The sequence below is a fragment of the Streptomyces sp. NPDC005533 genome (assembly GCF_042871845.1).
In the GTDB taxonomy this organism is placed as follows: domain Bacteria; phylum Actinomycetota; class Actinomycetes; order Streptomycetales; family Streptomycetaceae; genus Streptomyces.
In genome coordinates, this window is record NZ_JBIAJH010000003.1 from 26,800 (window position 1) to 40,602 (window position 13,803).

Annotated in this window: 17 protein-coding genes; 3 read left to right on the top strand and 14 right to left on the bottom strand. The window is 72.6% G+C overall.

The annotated features are described in order from the left end of the window. Positions 1-20: 20 nt before the first annotated feature. From ACFYP3_RS03675 to ACFYP3_RS03690, 4 genes are all read right to left on the bottom strand, one after another. Complete coding sequence (locus ACFYP3_RS03675; RefSeq protein ID WP_388826172.1) at positions 21-1,289, bottom strand: sensor histidine kinase; 1,269 nt, start codon at positions 1,287-1,289, stop codon at positions 21-23. Continuing rightward, positions 1,277-1,978 (bottom strand): hypothetical protein, encoded by a 702-nt coding sequence (locus ACFYP3_RS03680; protein WP_388826175.1) that lies wholly within the window; start codon positions 1,976-1,978, stop codon positions 1,277-1,279. Before ACFYP3_RS03680 ends, ACFYP3_RS03675 begins: the two co-directional genes overlap by 13 nt. A gap of 65 nt (positions 1,979-2,043) precedes the next feature. Further along, positions 2,044-4,038: an FUSC family protein gene (locus tag ACFYP3_RS03685; RefSeq protein ID WP_388826178.1), complete on the bottom strand. Its 1,995-nt coding sequence runs from the start codon at positions 4,036-4,038 to the stop codon at positions 2,044-2,046. An 80-nt stretch (positions 4,039-4,118) separates the two neighbouring features. Then, on the bottom strand, positions 4,119-4,946 hold the full coding sequence (locus ACFYP3_RS03690) for a hypothetical protein (RefSeq protein WP_388826181.1): 828 nt from the start codon (positions 4,944-4,946) through the stop codon (positions 4,119-4,121). Positions 4,947-5,485: 539 nt separating this feature from the next. Between ACFYP3_RS03690 and ACFYP3_RS03695 the strand changes: the two genes are divergently transcribed. Continuing rightward, positions 5,486-5,893 carry a hypothetical protein gene (locus ACFYP3_RS03695; RefSeq protein WP_388826184.1) on the top strand — a complete coding sequence of 136 codons (408 nt, stop codon included), beginning with the start codon at positions 5,486-5,488 and terminating at the stop codon, positions 5,891-5,893. Positions 5,894-5,974: 81 nt separating this feature from the next. Here ACFYP3_RS03695 and ACFYP3_RS03700 read toward each other — a convergent pair whose 3' ends face one another. The 6 genes from ACFYP3_RS03700 to ACFYP3_RS03725 all read right to left on the bottom strand — a co-directional run bounded on the left by ACFYP3_RS03700 (position 5,975) and on the right by ACFYP3_RS03725 (position 8,884). Further along, positions 5,975-6,151 carry a hypothetical protein gene (locus ACFYP3_RS03700; protein WP_388826187.1) on the bottom strand — a complete coding sequence of 59 codons (177 nt, stop codon included), beginning with the start codon at positions 6,149-6,151 and terminating at the stop codon, positions 5,975-5,977. A 100-nt stretch (positions 6,152-6,251) separates the two neighbouring features. Next, a complete protein-coding gene (locus ACFYP3_RS03705) occupies positions 6,252-6,611 on the bottom strand; it encodes a hypothetical protein (protein WP_388826190.1) in 360 nt (119 codons plus the stop codon). Positions 6,612-6,766: 155 nt separating this feature from the next. Then, positions 6,767-7,393, bottom strand: coding sequence for a hypothetical protein (locus ACFYP3_RS03710; RefSeq protein WP_388826193.1), 627 nt, complete (start codon positions 7,391-7,393; stop codon positions 6,767-6,769). 219 nt (positions 7,394-7,612) lie between these two features. Further along, on the bottom strand, positions 7,613-7,855 hold the full coding sequence (locus tag ACFYP3_RS03715; protein ID WP_388826196.1) for a hypothetical protein: 243 nt from the start codon (positions 7,853-7,855) through the stop codon (positions 7,613-7,615). A gap of 21 nt (positions 7,856-7,876) precedes the next feature. Next, the gene (locus tag ACFYP3_RS03720; RefSeq protein ID WP_388826198.1) at positions 7,877-8,626 is read right to left on the bottom strand and encodes a CbtA family protein; all 750 of its coding nucleotides are present in this window, start codon (positions 8,624-8,626) and stop codon (positions 7,877-7,879) included. Positions 8,627-8,668: 42 nt separating this feature from the next. After that, positions 8,669-8,884: a CbtB-domain containing protein gene (locus ACFYP3_RS03725; RefSeq protein ID WP_388826201.1), complete on the bottom strand. Its 216-nt coding sequence runs from the start codon at positions 8,882-8,884 to the stop codon at positions 8,669-8,671. 187 nt (positions 8,885-9,071) lie between these two features. Here ACFYP3_RS03725 and ACFYP3_RS03730 point away from each other — a divergent pair, with 187 nt between their 5' ends. Next, positions 9,072-9,533: a histidine phosphatase family protein gene (locus ACFYP3_RS03730; RefSeq protein ID WP_388826204.1), complete on the top strand. Its 462-nt coding sequence runs from the start codon at positions 9,072-9,074 to the stop codon at positions 9,531-9,533. 65 nt (positions 9,534-9,598) lie between these two features. Here the strand turns inward: ACFYP3_RS03730 and pucL are convergent, their stop codons facing one another. Beyond that, positions 9,599-10,543, bottom strand: a complete 945-nt coding sequence (pucL, locus tag ACFYP3_RS03735) for a factor-independent urate hydroxylase (RefSeq protein WP_388826207.1) — start codon at positions 10,541-10,543, stop codon at positions 9,599-9,601. Between the two features lie 231 nt (positions 10,544-10,774). After that, positions 10,775-12,124 (bottom strand): aspartate aminotransferase family protein, encoded by a 1,350-nt coding sequence (locus ACFYP3_RS03740; RefSeq protein ID WP_388826210.1) that lies wholly within the window; start codon positions 12,122-12,124, stop codon positions 10,775-10,777. Between the two features lie 319 nt (positions 12,125-12,443). Between ACFYP3_RS03740 and ACFYP3_RS03745 the strand changes: the two genes are divergently transcribed. Further along, positions 12,444-12,980, top strand: coding sequence for a hypothetical protein (locus ACFYP3_RS03745; RefSeq protein WP_388826213.1), 537 nt, complete (start codon positions 12,444-12,446; stop codon positions 12,978-12,980). Positions 12,981-13,055: 75 nt separating this feature from the next. On the opposite strand, the gene ACFYP3_RS03750 is transcribed toward ACFYP3_RS03745, so the two are convergent. Together ACFYP3_RS03750 and ACFYP3_RS03755 are read right to left on the bottom strand one after the other, a co-directional pair. Further along, on the bottom strand, positions 13,056-13,427 hold the full coding sequence (locus tag ACFYP3_RS03750; RefSeq protein WP_388826216.1) for a hypothetical protein: 372 nt from the start codon (positions 13,425-13,427) through the stop codon (positions 13,056-13,058). A 24-nt stretch (positions 13,428-13,451) separates the two neighbouring features. Further along, positions 13,452-13,760, bottom strand: a complete 309-nt coding sequence (locus tag ACFYP3_RS03755; protein WP_388826219.1) for an SCO5918 family protein — start codon at positions 13,758-13,760, stop codon at positions 13,452-13,454. Positions 13,761-13,803 lie beyond the last annotated feature (43 nt).

The following is a 13,803-nucleotide window of genomic DNA, read 5'->3' on the forward strand; positions in this document are numbered from 1 at the left end:
GAAACATCCGCCCGGCCCGGTCAACTGCCGTCCGTCAGCCGCCCGACCGGGAGCGCGAGTGTCGTCAGCGCGCCCCCGTCGGGCGCGTTGGCGAAGCTCAGCGTGATCTCCAGGACCGCCGCCTGTCCGGCCACGATCGTGAGCCCCAGGCCGTGGCCGCGGCCGCGGCCCGGGTCTCCGGTCCGGAAGCGCTGGGGGCCCTGCTCGATCAGCTCGGGCGGGTAGCCGGGCCCGTGGTCGTGAACTGTCACCACCGGGCCCTCCACGGTCACCTCGACCGGCGGCCGCCCGTGCTTGTGGGCGTTGGCCAGCAGGTTGGCCATGATCCGGTCCAGTCGCCGCCGGTCGGTGAGCACGACGGCGTCCCGGACGACCCGCACGGAGGCGGTGGGCGCGACCCCGGCGACGGCCCGCTCCACGGCCCGGCCGAGTTCCACGCGGGCCAGATCGGCCCGTTCCACGCCCGAGTCCAGCCGGGAGATCTCCAGCAGGTCCTCGGTCAGCAGGTGCAGGGCCTTCAGCCGGTCGTTGATCATCTCCTTGGGGCGGCCCTCCGGCAGCAGCGCCGCCGCGGCCAGCGAGCCGGTGAGCGGGGTCCGCAGCTCGTGCGCGACGTCCGCTGTGAAGCGCTTCTCCGCCTCCAGCCGGTCCTGGAGCGAGCCGGCCATCGAGTCCAGCGCCTGCGCCACGTCCCGTACCTCGTCCCGGTCCCGGGAGCGGCGGCCCTGCCGTCGGTCGTCCGCGCGGGAGGGAAAGCCCACCCGGGCGTCCAGGTCCCCGGCGCTGATCCGGCGGGCCACGGCGGCGGTGGTCGCGAGCCGCCGGCTGATCCGGTCGGCGAGGAAGAGGCCGGCCAGCGCCACCACACCGGCGGCGAGTGCGGCGGAGGCGAGGATCGCGGTGTCGATGTCCCGCAGTCGGCTGCGGGTGCCCTGGAACGGAATCCAGACGGCGAGTGCCTGTTGGTCGGCGGGGGCGGCGGCCCACATGACGGGTTTGCCGTCGTACGCGCCGACCATGCTGCCGGTGTCGCCGCGGGCGACGAGTTCCCGCAGTGGCGCGGGGAGCTGGGGCGGGTCGAGGACGATGTTCACGTCGCCGTGCGTGGTGCCGTACTCGTAGTGGCTGAGGGCGTGCTCCAGGGCCGTGTCCGCGTCCTTGCGGACCGCGCCGACGATCTGCTCGGCGACCACGTTGTGCACCAGGATCCCCAGCACGGCGGCGACCATGCAGCACACCATCGTGGTGGTCAGGGCGATCTTCCAGCGGAGGCTGCTCAGCGCGTGCATCGCTGCCTGTCCGGGCTGAGCGGGACGCCGGTGAGGGAGGGGCAGTCGTCGAGCGTGAGCTGGGAGAGGTTCATGATCCCGGCCTTCGGGTCCCACGCGTAGTCGGAGACGGCGACGTACCTGGGGTTCGACGTCGGTTCGCGGACCGCGAGGTGTTCGGCGGCCACCTCCACGCCCTCCAGCACCGCCCGCCGGGACAGGATCCGGGCGATCCTCCCGTCGTCCCGGACCGTGTAGACGCGCAGCTCGCTGAGCCGGCCGTCGACGTCCACCGCGGTGATCAGCTCCTCCCGGCCGTTGCCCGTCAGGTCGTGCAGCACCGCGGGGCGCACCGGGCAGTCGGGCCCGCCGTCCACAGCCTGTGTGCAGCGCGCGAGTCGCCGGACGGCCCGGGGGTCGACGAGCCGGCCGGTGCCGCCGTCCTGCGCGGCGGCGGAGGTGAGGTCGGCGCGTACGACGCCCAGCGCGTTCACCCCGCGCATGCTCAGGCCCGCCACCTTGGGGAGTCCGGGCACCACGGCGGCCGTGCCCGGTTCCTGGTCCGGCGCCGGCGGGGCGGGGCGGATGTCCTTCCACAGGCTCAGCGGCGCGTGCACCGTTCCGAGGTCGCCCTCGTCCTTCAGCCCCTCCACATCGGCGCACCCAGCCAGGAGGAGGGCGAGGACGATCACGGCCGGGGCGCGGTGCATGTTCCGATGCTCTCCCGCCGGGCGGTTCCCGGCCCGGACTCAGGCCCATCCGGGGGACCGGCGGGTCAGGACTCCGGCCGGGTGATGGCGCGGGCCGCCGCGACCTCCTGGCGGACGGGGGCCAGGACGCTCGACGTCCCGCCCGGGGGCTCGGCCTCGACGCGTTCCGGGACGGTGCGGCTGCGGACCCGCTCGGCCAGTTCGCGCAGCCGGGAGGCGATCTCCGCCACTTCGTCCGGCTCGGGCGGGGCCGCGCCGTGGTTGACCCGGACGCGCGCGGCGGTGGTCGCGTCCACGATCCGCTCGACCGCGACGACCAGCGGCCACCAGGCGGCGGCCCGCGCTCCCGTCGGCGGCGGCTCGGTCAGCGCCCGCTGGAACTCGCTGCGCACGCCCGACAGGTCGCGGTAGATGCGCCGCCGGGCCTGGAGGCGGGCGGTGCGCGCCGCCGCGTGCGCGGCCTGGTCCGGGAGGGCGGCGAAGGCCCGTTCCACGTAGCAGGCGGCGTCGTCCACGGTGTCGGCGAGCCGGTCCCCGATCCGGGTGTGCCAGCTCTCGGGCCAGAGCAGGTATCCCGCGACGAGGGTGATGGCGCAGCCGATCAGGCTGTCCAGCAGCCGGGGGCGGATCAGGTCGAAGCCCTGGTGGTTGAGGAGGTCGGAGAGCAGCAGGATGACCGGAGTGATCGCGGCGGTCTGGAAGGCGAACCCCTTGACGGAGAAGGCGGGGATCAGCGCGGCGAGCACCATGATCACCGGTACGTCCCACCAGCCGCGCGGCACCTCGGCGAGCACGGCGGCCGCGATGACGAGCCCGCCCGCGGTGCCGACCGCGCGCAGCACGGCCCGGGAGAACACCGAGCCGAAGTCGGGCTTGAGGACGAAGGTGACGGTCAGCGCGACCCAGTAGGAGCGCTCGACCTCGATCACCGAGACGAGCGCCTGGGCGAGCCCGATGCACAGCGCGAGCCGTAGCCCGTACCGCCAGGAGGCCTCGGAGAACATCATGTCGCGCACGCCCCGTCGGGCCCGTACGCGCAGGGCGGCGGGCCGGCCGAGACGGTCGTCCACGTTGTGCAGGTCCGGCTCGGCGAGGTACACGATCTTCGCGGCATGGCGCAGGGCCGCGTCGACGGCCCGTTCGGCCGGGGTGTGCGCGGCGGGCAGGTCCAGGACCGGGGTGCCGGTGCGGCCCTCCTCGATGGCCTCGGCCAGGTCCCGTACGGCCGCCGGGATCTCGGGCGGCAGCGGCCTGCCGCGCAGGTGCGCGGCGGGCGCGGCCTCCACCAGCGGGATCACGACGTTGAGCTGGGCCAGCATCCGCACGAGCGAGGGGCTGCGGCCGTGCACCCGGGCCCGGCGGCCGAGCACGAGGTCGTAGGCGTGGTTGATCGCGTGGGTGACCTGTTGGCGGCGTTCGTCGTAGCGGGCGCCGGGCCCGCCGGCGGCCTCCAGAGCGGTGGCCAGGGCCCGGTAGGTGTCGGCCACGGCGGTGCGCTCCGGCTGTCGGCCGCGCAGCGGCCAGCCCAGCAGGGTCAGCGCGAGCACGAACAGTCCGCCCGCGACCAGCAGCACCGGGGCCGTCCACCAGGGCTCGGGGAGCGGGAGTCCGGCGCCGACGACGGCGTTGAGGAGGAGCAGCAGCCCGGACACGGAGGCGACCGTGCCGATGGAGGAGATCATCCCGGAGACGAGGGCGATCAGCGTGAGGGCGCCGACGGCCAGCCAGCCGTGCCCGTAGACCAGGGTGCCCAGGGTCACGCCGACGGCGCCGAAGAGCTGCGGGACGGCGATGTTCAGGACCCGCATCCGGTAGGCGTCGGCGGTGTCGCCGATGACTCCGGCGAGGGCGCCCATGGAGGCGAGCGCCCCGTATTCGGGCTCGTCCAGGGCGAAGCCGACGGCGAGCGGGGCGGCCAGGGCGACCGAGGCGCGCGCCACGGCCGCCCAGGGGATCGGGGCGGAACTGGGCTTCAGCCCGTTGAGCAGCCAGTCCGGGGGAGCGAGTGGATGCTGCCGGGCTCGCCGCGACGATATGTGTTCCGTGCGTTCGGTGCTCATCCCGCTTCCGTGCCGCCGCTCGCGAATCGGTTCTTCTGGGCTCTTCTACGTCGTTCTGTGCGTGTTGGTACCTTCCGAGCTTATGGGGTGCGACGCAGTCGACCCGTCACCCATGCGGCCAGTGCGGCGGTGAGCCCGATCACCAGCACCACCCAGGCGGTGGTGCGCAGGAACGCGGTGAGGGCGTCGTACACGGCTCCGGCGGCGGGCCGGTCGATGTCGGCGGGCAGGTCGTCCAGGGTGAGCCGGCGGCACACCTCCACCGTGAGCCACAGCAGCCCCGCCCCGACGGCGAGCCCGAGTCCGGTGGCCATCACGGCGCGCCTGCGGTGGACGGCGACCGCGATGGCGGCCGCGGCCAGCACGAGGGTCAGCGCGGGCAGCCAGACGCCGGCGATCTGCAGCATGTGGAAACCCTCCCGGAGGGCGCCGAGGTTGTCGTACTCCATGACCTTCACGGCCAGGTGCGTCACCGGGATGCGGTCGGCGAAGGGTACGCCGCCCTCGACGAGTTCGCCCTTGACCTGGGCTATGACGGGCGCGAGGTCGATGGTGACGGCGTCGCCGTGGCCGGTGGTGAGCGCGTCGAGGAAGGCGGCGTGGGCGGCGCGGTTGGCCGCGTTCCAGGCCGTCTGGTAGGCGGGGGTGCCGGCGAAGGAGTGCAGGGCCTCGCCCAGCAGCGCGTCGACGCCCATCTGGAAGGGACCCGCGTCGATCTGCCCGGCGAGGGCGCGGGTGACCTGGGTGACGACGACTTCCTGGACGGCGCGGTTCGCGGCCAGCGGGGACATGGCGGCGGTGTAGCGGTCGGCGTTGCCGAGCTCGTGGTCCGCCCAGTACGCGACGGCGCTCGCGGGCACCAGGAGGGCCACGAGCGCGATCAGTACCGCCGACAGGATGCTGCGCACGTCACCAGGGAAAGCGGGCGCGGGCCCGGGCGCGAGCGGTGTTGCTGCGGTTGGGGGGTCGGCCGTCCGGCGGTGGGACACCCTTGCCTCCGGGCGAAGGCGTCGAGTGGGCGCTGCACAGCTGCGTCAACCTGGCCTGGAGCGGCCCGGGCCGGGCCGTTTCGGCAGCGCGGCTGGCCGCGTGGCACGACCTGCCCGCCGCCTACCTCAACAAGCAGCTGCAGGCGCCGGCCCGGGCGGGCATCGTCACCCGATCCGGCAGCAGGGTCCCGGCGCCGGCGCCCCGGCGGCCGATGCCGCCGACTGCGCCATCGCGCACGCCATGACCCGGGCCGAACCGGCCTGGCGCAAGGCCTCGCCGCCCAGAACCTCGACGAGATCCGCCGGCAGGCCGAGCGGCAGGCCCCCGGGGCCCCGGCCCGGCTCCGAGCCCGGCTCGCCGTGCAGTAGCGACGCCGGTGCGCACGCCCTGACCGTTGATCCACTTGCCGGTCCGGGGTGGCGGGTGTGCCCTGGATGATGGGAGAGAGGAGCCCGTCATGGCACATGCGGCACCCACCGCCCCCCGGCGGCAGCCCTGGCAGTCGGCGGACATGGCCCACCTGAGCAAAAGCGCCTACCTGCGACCCGTGCTCGCCGGACTCGTGTACGGCGTATGGGCCGCCTTCATCCAGCGCCAGACGGGTCCGGTCGACGCGGGCAACGTCTTCTACGGGATCCTGTGCGGCGTGCTGTTCGCCGGGATCATGTTCGCCCTGGCCCGGATCGGACCCCGCCTCAGGCGCGAGGTCCACGCCGCCTCGTACGGCGTCTTCCTCGGCGTCGCCGCGGGCTACCTGCACAGCCTCACCAACGCCTCCGTGCTCCGCTCCACCGTCATCGGCCTCTTCGTCGGCCTGGGCGTCGGCCTGGCTGCCTTCTACCGCTACTACCAGCGCGAGGACTGACCTCCGGACCCCGGGCGCGGAGCCGCGCCCGGAACGAGGCGCCCGCAGGACCGCACGGTCCTGCGGGCGCCTCGGTTCGCCCTACGCGGCCGAGTCGGCGGTGGCCGTCTGCTGCGGTTCACTCTCGGACTCGACGGCCACGGTCACGGCCTGGGCCTTGGGTGACTCGGCCGGCTCGGCCGTGCGGACCGGTGGGGTGAAGCGCGTGACCTCGGCGCGGAGCATGGCGTTCAGTGCGGCGTACGGGTCGATGGGCATGGCGGAACCTCGCGGTGCTCAGGGGGGTGTGGGGGCTGCTGCGACCGGGGATACCCCGGGGGATGTCCTGCCGGAGGGGGCGGACACCTCCTCGGCCCGCTCAGCAGCGCAGGACCACACTCCGCACCGTCCGCAGGGACAGGGCCGGTTCGGCCGTCTCCGCGACCGGCCCGCACGGCGGCACGTCCGGGTGTTTCACGTGAAACACCGCGAGGGTGACGCGCCGTACGCCGGGCAGCCCGTGCGCGCCGGTCCGTACGGCCGCTCGTGCCTCGGGGTCGGCGGCCGGATCGGACTGGCCCTCGCCCGGTTCGCCGGGCTCGGCGGGCGCCATGGAAGCGGGACGGGATTCCGCGGCCGCGGCGCCGGCCGGGCCGGCGCCGAACACGCACAGCAGCACCACACAGGCCGCGGTCAGGGCCCGGGTCAGTGCCGTACGCGCGCGTCGCCTCCCGCTCATGCGAGGGGTGTGCCCCGCCACGCCGGGCGACTCCCCGACCGGTCCGGAGAAGCCCCCGACCGGGGGACGAAGACACCCCCCACGGCCGACGGCCGGCGGCCGTGGGGGCGGGCCGGGGCCGCGGTCGCGCCGGACCGCGGGACCACAGGGGCGGGTCAGCGGGTGCGGCGCTGCCCGGTCAGCCGGGCCAGCACGGTGGTCTCGCCGCCGAGCAGCCGCAGTTGGGGCCGGCCGGCCGGATCCTCCCGGGTGGCGGCCCCGCCGGAGGAGACCCGTACGACGGTGAACACGGCCGTACGGCTGTCCGCGCGCGGGATCTCGATGGTGCGGCCCCGCCGCAGCTCGCCGAGGCGCAGCCCGTCCGCGGTGACCACGGCCGTCCCGGCCGCCCCGGGCGCCGGACCGTCGTCGTCCCAGGCAACCGCGTCGCGGTCGCCGGTGAGCGGCACGTCGACGCCCAGACTGGGGATGCGCAGCCGCAGCGGCCGCGCGGCCCGCAGGGGTCCCGTGACCGTACGCAGCGGCCCGGCGGCGGTCCTCGGCGACCGCTGCCCGCGGCCGGGGGTGTGCTGCCCGGACTGCCCGGACTGCCCGGACAGCCCGGACTGTTCCAGCTCCCGTACGAGCCGGCGGTGACCGGACAGCCCCAGCGCCCGCGAGGGCAGTGCGTCGTCGGTGGTCACGGCGGCGGGCTTGGCGCCCTCGGTCCGTTGCAACACCACGATGCCGGTGGACAGCAGAGCCACCGTCAGCGAGGCGACGACCCACTGGGCGCGTGGCATGGGAATCCCTCCAGTCCGGCGCGTGCGGCCGGGTCATGTGAGCAGTGGACACCTCCTGTGCCCACCGGCACCCGGTGAAACACGGGGGGCTGACAGTCCGTCACGGGCGTGTCGTCCCGGGATCCCCGTGTTTCCCCAGCTCGTACCGTATGCCCGGGCCCCTTCCCGAGTCCGTGGGCGATGCGCCCGAAAGGGTGAGGGAAAGGTGGCGTCGGTGTTTCACATGACGACGGCGGCCGTGCCCGCGCCCATCGCTACGGCGGCGAGGTGCACGGCCGGGTGGCCGTAGTCGCCGTACCAGAGGTGACGGACCAGGCCGCCGAGGGCGGCCAGGGCGGCGATGACGCCGATCTGGCCGAACAGCGTGACGGCGCAGCAGGGGGCCAGGAGCAGCAGGAACGAGTTCAGCCAGAACGGGGCGGCGCCCGTCCAGCCTCGCCATTCCCTGATCGCCGTCGGCATGTGCTACCGGCCCCCTCTTCGTCAACTCGTCGGCTGCACAGCCTCCTTGGGGCCGGAGGCGGGCGCAAGGGCCCGTTCGGCTAGATAGCCGAAGACCAGGCCGAAAGTCGTCCACAGCGTGGTCTGGATGGCCAGGGACGTGACGCGGAAGTCCCAGATCAGCGCGGCCGGGAAGGCCTCGGGGACCTCGTTGACGCCGGGCAGGAGGGCGTACGAGACGCCGACAGCGAGGACGAAGGCCGCACCGGCGGTGACCGACGCGTCCCAGTTGCCGAGCCTCGGCGCGAGCCGCCGGCCGAGGATCAGTGCGCCCGCCGCCAGCAGCGCGCTCAGGGCGATCATCAGGAGGTAGAGGGCGGTCCGCCGCCCGGCGGTCTCCGGGTCGCCGACGGCGGGGGGATTGGCGGGGTACTTGAGGAACGGCACCAGGGTGACGGTGACGAACAGGGCCGCGGTGACCAGCGCGGCCGTGGCCCGCGGGCCGAAGCGGCCGATGCGGCCCAGCGCGTAGCAGTAGACGAGCGCGGCGATGCCGCCGAGCGCGACCGCGTACAGCAGGACGCCGGTGCCGAGGCCGGCGGTGGCCTGGAGGGCCCGGCTGACCGGGGCCCCCTCGCCGTGGTCGTGTCCGGCCGCGGCGGCCTCCTCGATGGCGATCGCCGCGTCCACCTTGGATTCACCGAGGAGGTACGCGACGAGGAAGGCGGCGGCGCCGGCCAGCAGACCGGCGAGCATGCCCCTGACGAGCAGCGTGCGGGGGGAAACGTTCATGGTTCGGTTCCCTTGCGGAGACGGAGGTCAGTGGCAGGGGAATCAGTGGCAGGGGAACCCGAGGAGGTGGCGTCCGTCGTGGAACCACTCGTGGACCGTCTCTCCCTGGAAGACGGCGGTGGCGCCCTGCTCGGCGCCGACGAAGTAGAGCAGGACCAGCATCAGGATGCCGACGAAGACGGCCCAGGGGGCCAGGGCGGAGAGCGAGATGGGGGCGATGGCGGGGGCGTTCGTCGTGGGCACGGCGGAGTGGGCCATGGCAGAACCTCCAGAGGGAACACGCGTCCCGGTCAGTGGTGCTCTCGACGACGGTGACGGGTCTGACTCGCCTCCCCCTCCGGGAGGTTTCACAGTGGCGCGACCGTGCCGGATTCTCACCGGTGCTTCCGTCAGCCGTCGTCATGCAGTTGTCTCGTCCGGACCGTACCGCGCTTAGGCTCCCCTTATGAAGACCCCGTTGACACGCGTCCGTCTTTCCGGGCTCCCACTGGACACGGACGCCCGCCTGGGCCGCTTCGGTCACGCGCGGCCGTGCCCCGGGTACGAGGGGCTGCGCGGCCTGGACGCGGGGGAATGGGCGGGACGCACCCTGGACGAGGTGGCGGCCGAGGACCCGGCGGCCCTGCAGGCGTGGATGACGGACCCCGGGTACGCGCCCCCGGGCGGGGAGTCGGTGGACGCGCTGATCGCGCGCGTCGGGGCGGAGCTGGCCGCGCTGCCCGCCGGTACCCACCGGATGACGGTCGAGCGGGCCGTCGTACGGGCGGCCGTGGTGTACGCCCTGGAGCTGCCGGCGCCGGTCTTCTGGCGGCTGGACGTACGGCCGGAGTCGGTGACCACCCTCACCGGGCGGTCGGGGCGCTGGAACCTGCTCGTGGGCGGCCCGAAGGACGCGGACGAGGACTGACGCAGCGCTTCGGCCCGGACCCCGCGACGCGGTCCGGGCCGACGGTCGGGCCTTCTCGTCGAGCGCTACGCGACGATCCAGTCGGAGGTGGCGATCACCGGCTGTACGCCGTCGCGGTGCACGGTGCCCTCGATCAGGCCGTACATCCGGTCCGCCGCGAAGTACACCTCGTTGTCGTTCTTGAGGCCGAAGGGCTCCAGGTCGACGAGGAAGTGGTGCTTGTTGGGGAGGTTGAGGCGCACCTCGTTGACCTTGGGGCAGTTGTCGAGCACGCGCTCGGCCATCTGGTTCAGGGTCTGCTGCAGCGAGTACGAGTACGTCTCCGCGAAGGCTTCCAGCATGTTCTTGCGGACCTTCTTGTACGACTGGTCCCAGTCGTACGAGGCGTCGCCGGCGGCGAGCGCCGAGTGCGCCCAGCGCGCGGTGACCTTGGTCGCCAGGATGCGGTCGTACGCCTCCTGGAGGGTCGTGTACTTGTCCTTGATGTAGCCGTGGAACTCGGAGTTGGTCGAGTTCATCACCGTCAGGTCCTTCAGACCCGAGATGACCTGCAGGCCCGTCGTCTCGCTGTAGGTGATCTGCGCGGTGCGCACCTCCTGGCCCTTGCGGACGAAGGAGTGCTGCTCCTTGCGCGTCGGGACCGGGATGCGGTCCCACACGTACTCCTCGATGCGGATCTGCGCCTCGCGGATCGGCTGCTGCGAGGAGACGAAGTGCTTGGCGAGCAGGATGCCGAAGGCCTCGGGGGAGTCGATGCCGTGCTCCTTGCCGAAGGCGTACACGGTGTTCTTCGTGGTGTCGGTCGGCAGGCAGTTGGCGTTGTTGCCGGTGAGGTGGACGTCGCGGAACTCACCGCGGAGCGCGACCGAGACGTTGAGGTCGCGGATCTCGTGCCAGGAACCTCCCCCAGACTCCGTCTGGGAGGTACCCCCATTGCCCTTGCGGGTGACCTTGACGATGCGGTTCTCGGCCTTGCCGTACTGGTTCTGCGCCAGGACGTGCTTGCTCATGGCTGTCTTCCTTCGGGTACACGGAGTCCGGCTGACTGGATCCCGTACGCCCGGCGTCCAGCGGAAGGCCCGCTCCCCGCCGTTCGGTCACGGAGGACCGCCCCGGGACTGACGTGCATCCCGGTTCGTAGGTGCTCTGTTCGGATTTCAGCACGTTCACGTGGTGTTCGTAATGGCGCGGAACGTCCAAGACAGGCACCCACGGATTGGGCGACCGTATGGTTCGGCAGGTCAGACCGTGTGCGCGTCGGCCACCGAGAGGGCCTGGTCGAGGATCTCCAGGCCCTTGGCCACGTCCTGCGGCGCGATGTTGCAGGCCGGCGCCACGTGGATGCGGTTGCCGGCGACGAGCGGCCAGAGCCCGCCCTTCTTGCAGGCGGCGGCGAACTCGGCCATCGGCGCGTTGTCCGCACCGGCGGCGTTGTACGGGACGAGCGGCTCGCGCGTCTCCTTGTCCCGTACGAGCTCCAGCGCCCAGAAGGTGCCGAGGCCGCGGACCTCGCCGACCGACGGGTGCCGTTCGGCCAGCGCCCGCAGGCCGGGGCCGAGCAGCTCGGCGCCGGTGCGGGCGGACTGCTCGACGGTGCCCTCCTCCTCCATGACGTTGATCGTCGCGACGGCGGCGGCGCAGGCCAGCACGTGCCCGGAGTAGGTCAGCCCGCCCGGGTAGGGCCGGCGGGCGAAGGTCTCGGCGATGGCGGCCGAGATCGCGACGCCGCCGAGCGGTACGTAACCGCTGGTCACGCCCTTGGCGAAGCAGATCAGGTCGGGGGTGACGTCCCAGTGCTCGGAGGCGAACCAGCGGCCGGTGCGCCCGAAGCCGACCATGATCTCGTCGAGGACGAAGACGATGCCGAAGCGGTCGCAGAGCTCGCGCACGCCGGCCAGGTAGCCGTCGGGGTGCACGAGGACGCCCGGGGCGCCGCCGACGGTCTCCAGGATGATCGCGGCGATGGACTGCGGGCCCTCGAAGACGATGGTGTCCTCCAGGTGCCGCAGCGCCCGCTCGCACTCCTCGGCCTCCGTGGCCGCGTAGAACGGCGAGCGGTAGGCGAAGGGCCCCCAGAAGTGCACGACGCCGGCGGTCGCGGAGTCGTTGCCGAAGCGGCGGGCGTCCCCGGTCAGGTTGATCGCGGTGGAGGTGGCGCCGTGGTACGAGCGGTACGCGGACAGCACCTTGGGCCGACCGGTGTGCAGCCGGGCCATGCGGACGGCGTTCTCCACGGCCTCGGCGCCGGCGTTGGTGAAGAAGATCTTGTCGAGGTCGCCCGGGGTGCGCTCGGCGATCAGCCGGGCCGCCTCGGAGCGCACGTCGACGGCGAAGCCGGGCGCGACGGTGCACAGCTTGGCCGCCTGCTCCTGGATGGCCGCGGTGACCTTGGGGTGCTGGTAGCCGATGTTGGTGTAGACCAGGGCGCTGGAGAAGTCGAGGTAGCGGTTGCCCTGGTAGTCCCAGAAGTACGACCCCTCGGCGCCGGCGACGGCGAGCGGGTCGATGAGCTCCTGCGCCGACCAGGAGTGGAAGACGTGCTTCCGGTCAGCGTCTTTCACGGTGGCGAGGGCGTCGGCTTCTGCGTTCATGAAACGAGCGTAGTTGTCCAGGATGTGGACACGGCGGCGGTGGCCCACCGTGTCCGCCGCGTGGCGCTCGGCACAGGCCGGGCCCGACCGTGGCGGGCCGACCGGGACCTCTCCGTGAATGGCCCCGACGATATTGCCATTTCGTTATCCGTGATTGCCGGATAGGCCCGAAATGACGGCAGTTGGTGATGATCTACTGGATGTCGCTTCGGCCTGGCGCGACCAATCAGGGTGAAGTGCAGGCGCTTTAGCGACACTTTAGTCCGCGCGACTCCGGCAGTGCAATCGGGGATCGCGGAATCAGTATCTGGGGGAGAACATGTCTTTCGTTTCCAAGAAATCCGCCCTGCGCGTGACCGTCGCCGCGGTCGCCATGGCGTCCTTCGCCCTGACCGCCCCGCAGGCCTCCGCGGTGGAGGCCGTACCGGCCGCCGGCGGCGTGCAGATCTCCGCCGCGGCGGACGCCACCACGCGCGCCGTCGTCAAGGCCCAGCCGGTGGCGGCCGCCGCGACGGCCAACCTGTGCGGCGCCGGTTACGAGCTGACCTTCGCCGAGCAGCTTCCGGACTCCCGCCGTTTCGGAACCCTCTTCACCTACCGCAAGGAGGGTGTGGGGTCCTGTGCCGTCTTCGACAACAACCTCGGCACGGCGAAGTACATGAAGCTGAAGATCTGCGAGACCTCCAAGCCGCGCCCCGCGGGCACGCCGCGTCCGTGTCAGACGGACGAGGGGAACTTCAGCCAGTACGCCGGTCCGGTGCGCGTGAACGACGTCTGCGGAGAGGTCACCGCGGTCATGAAGAGCAACAACATCGCGATCATCGACCGCGTGCGCCTCGTGCCGCCCTGCAAGTAACCGGTCCACCGGAAAAGGCCCCCGCAGAGGAAATGCGGGGGCCTTCTTCCGCGTGCTGCGGCGGGAACCTGCCCGTCACTTGTCGGAGTAGCTGAAATCCCCGACGGTCCACGCGCTGACGTCCTTCACCGCGATCCGGTACATGCCGCCCGTCTCGGGGATGCCCAGGGTGCCCTGGAGGATGCGCGCCACGTGGAAGTGCAGGTGCGAGGGCGCCTCGGCGGCCTGTCTGTCACCGCGGTCGGCGGAACTGAAGATCTCGGCGAACGGGCCCAGCTGGTCGGAGTCCCGCAGGACCTCGGCCACCCGCTGACGCCAGACGCTCTCGGGGGCGAGCCGGCCCGTGATGACGGCACCGTGGACCACGACGGTCAGGGACATCTGATTGGTCTGCTCCGACTCGACCATGGCGGCGAGATCGAGGAGCAGGTCGTCAGGGATCGACATGGACAGCGACTCTAGCAACCGCGGTCAGGCATCGGCCGGGCTTCCGAGCAGCGCCGAGGCCTCCTGGAGCGGGGTCAGTACGGGCGCCGGAGCCGGGACCGAAAGGTCGCGGCAGGTGAAGCCGAGCCGGGTCAGCGCCCGGGTGACCTCGGCCGCCGTGAAGTCGCGCCGGTCCTGCCGGGTGACGACCTCACCGACCTGCTTGACGGGGTAGGTGCGGCGGCTGATGATCACCGACGCTCCCGTGACGGGCTCGGCCTTGACGCCCTTCATCTTCTCCTCCACCTCGCTCTTCTCGAGGTCGAAGGGGTACCGGGCGATGACGAAGCGCATGATGCCTCACAGACGTGACGGAGCGGGCGGGACGGGGTCGAGC

What these genes read in the sequence shown, in the direction of transcription:
- ACFYP3_RS03680 (WP_388826175.1), bottom strand. Translation starts at nt 1,978, where the DNA reads ATGCACCGCGCCCCGGCCGTGATCGTCCTCGCCCTCCTCCTGGCTGGG.
- ACFYP3_RS03755 (WP_388826219.1), bottom strand. Translation starts at nt 13,760, where the DNA reads ATGCGCTTCGTCATCGCCCGGTACCCCTTCGACCTCGAGAAGAGCGAG.
- ACFYP3_RS03740 (WP_388826210.1), bottom strand. Translation starts at nt 12,124, where the DNA reads ATGAACGCAGAAGCCGACGCCCTCGCCACCGTGAAAGACGCTGACCGG.
- ACFYP3_RS03710 (WP_388826193.1), bottom strand. Translation starts at nt 7,393, where the DNA reads ATGCCACGCGCCCAGTGGGTCGTCGCCTCGCTGACGGTGGCTCTGCTG.
- ACFYP3_RS03675 (WP_388826172.1), bottom strand. Translation starts at nt 1,289, where the DNA reads ATGCACGCGCTGAGCAGCCTCCGCTGGAAGATCGCCCTGACCACCACG.
- ACFYP3_RS03730 (WP_388826204.1), top strand. Translation starts at nt 9,072, where the DNA reads ATGAAGACCCCGTTGACACGCGTCCGTCTTTCCGGGCTCCCACTGGAC.
- ACFYP3_RS03720 (WP_388826198.1), bottom strand. Translation starts at nt 8,626, where the DNA reads ATGAACGTTTCCCCCCGCACGCTGCTCGTCAGGGGCATGCTCGCCGGT.
- ACFYP3_RS03745 (WP_388826213.1), top strand. Translation starts at nt 12,444, where the DNA reads ATGTCTTTCGTTTCCAAGAAATCCGCCCTGCGCGTGACCGTCGCCGCG.
- ACFYP3_RS03725 (WP_388826201.1), bottom strand. Translation starts at nt 8,884, where the DNA reads ATGGCCCACTCCGCCGTGCCCACGACGAACGCCCCCGCCATCGCCCCC.
- pucL (WP_388826207.1), bottom strand. Translation starts at nt 10,543, where the DNA reads ATGAGCAAGCACGTCCTGGCGCAGAACCAGTACGGCAAGGCCGAGAAC.
- ACFYP3_RS03695 (WP_388826184.1), top strand. Translation starts at nt 5,486, where the DNA reads ATGGCACATGCGGCACCCACCGCCCCCCGGCGGCAGCCCTGGCAGTCG.
- ACFYP3_RS03685 (WP_388826178.1), bottom strand. Translation starts at nt 4,038, where the DNA reads ATGAGCACCGAACGCACGGAACACATATCGTCGCGGCGAGCCCGGCAG.
- ACFYP3_RS03715 (WP_388826196.1), bottom strand. Translation starts at nt 7,855, where the DNA reads ATGCCGACGGCGATCAGGGAATGGCGAGGCTGGACGGGCGCCGCCCCG.
- ACFYP3_RS03705 (WP_388826190.1), bottom strand. Translation starts at nt 6,611, where the DNA reads ATGAGCGGGAGGCGACGCGCGCGTACGGCACTGACCCGGGCCCTGACC.
- ACFYP3_RS03700 (WP_388826187.1), bottom strand. Translation starts at nt 6,151, where the DNA reads ATGCCCATCGACCCGTACGCCGCACTGAACGCCATGCTCCGCGCCGAG.
- ACFYP3_RS03750 (WP_388826216.1), bottom strand. Translation starts at nt 13,427, where the DNA reads ATGTCGATCCCTGACGACCTGCTCCTCGATCTCGCCGCCATGGTCGAG.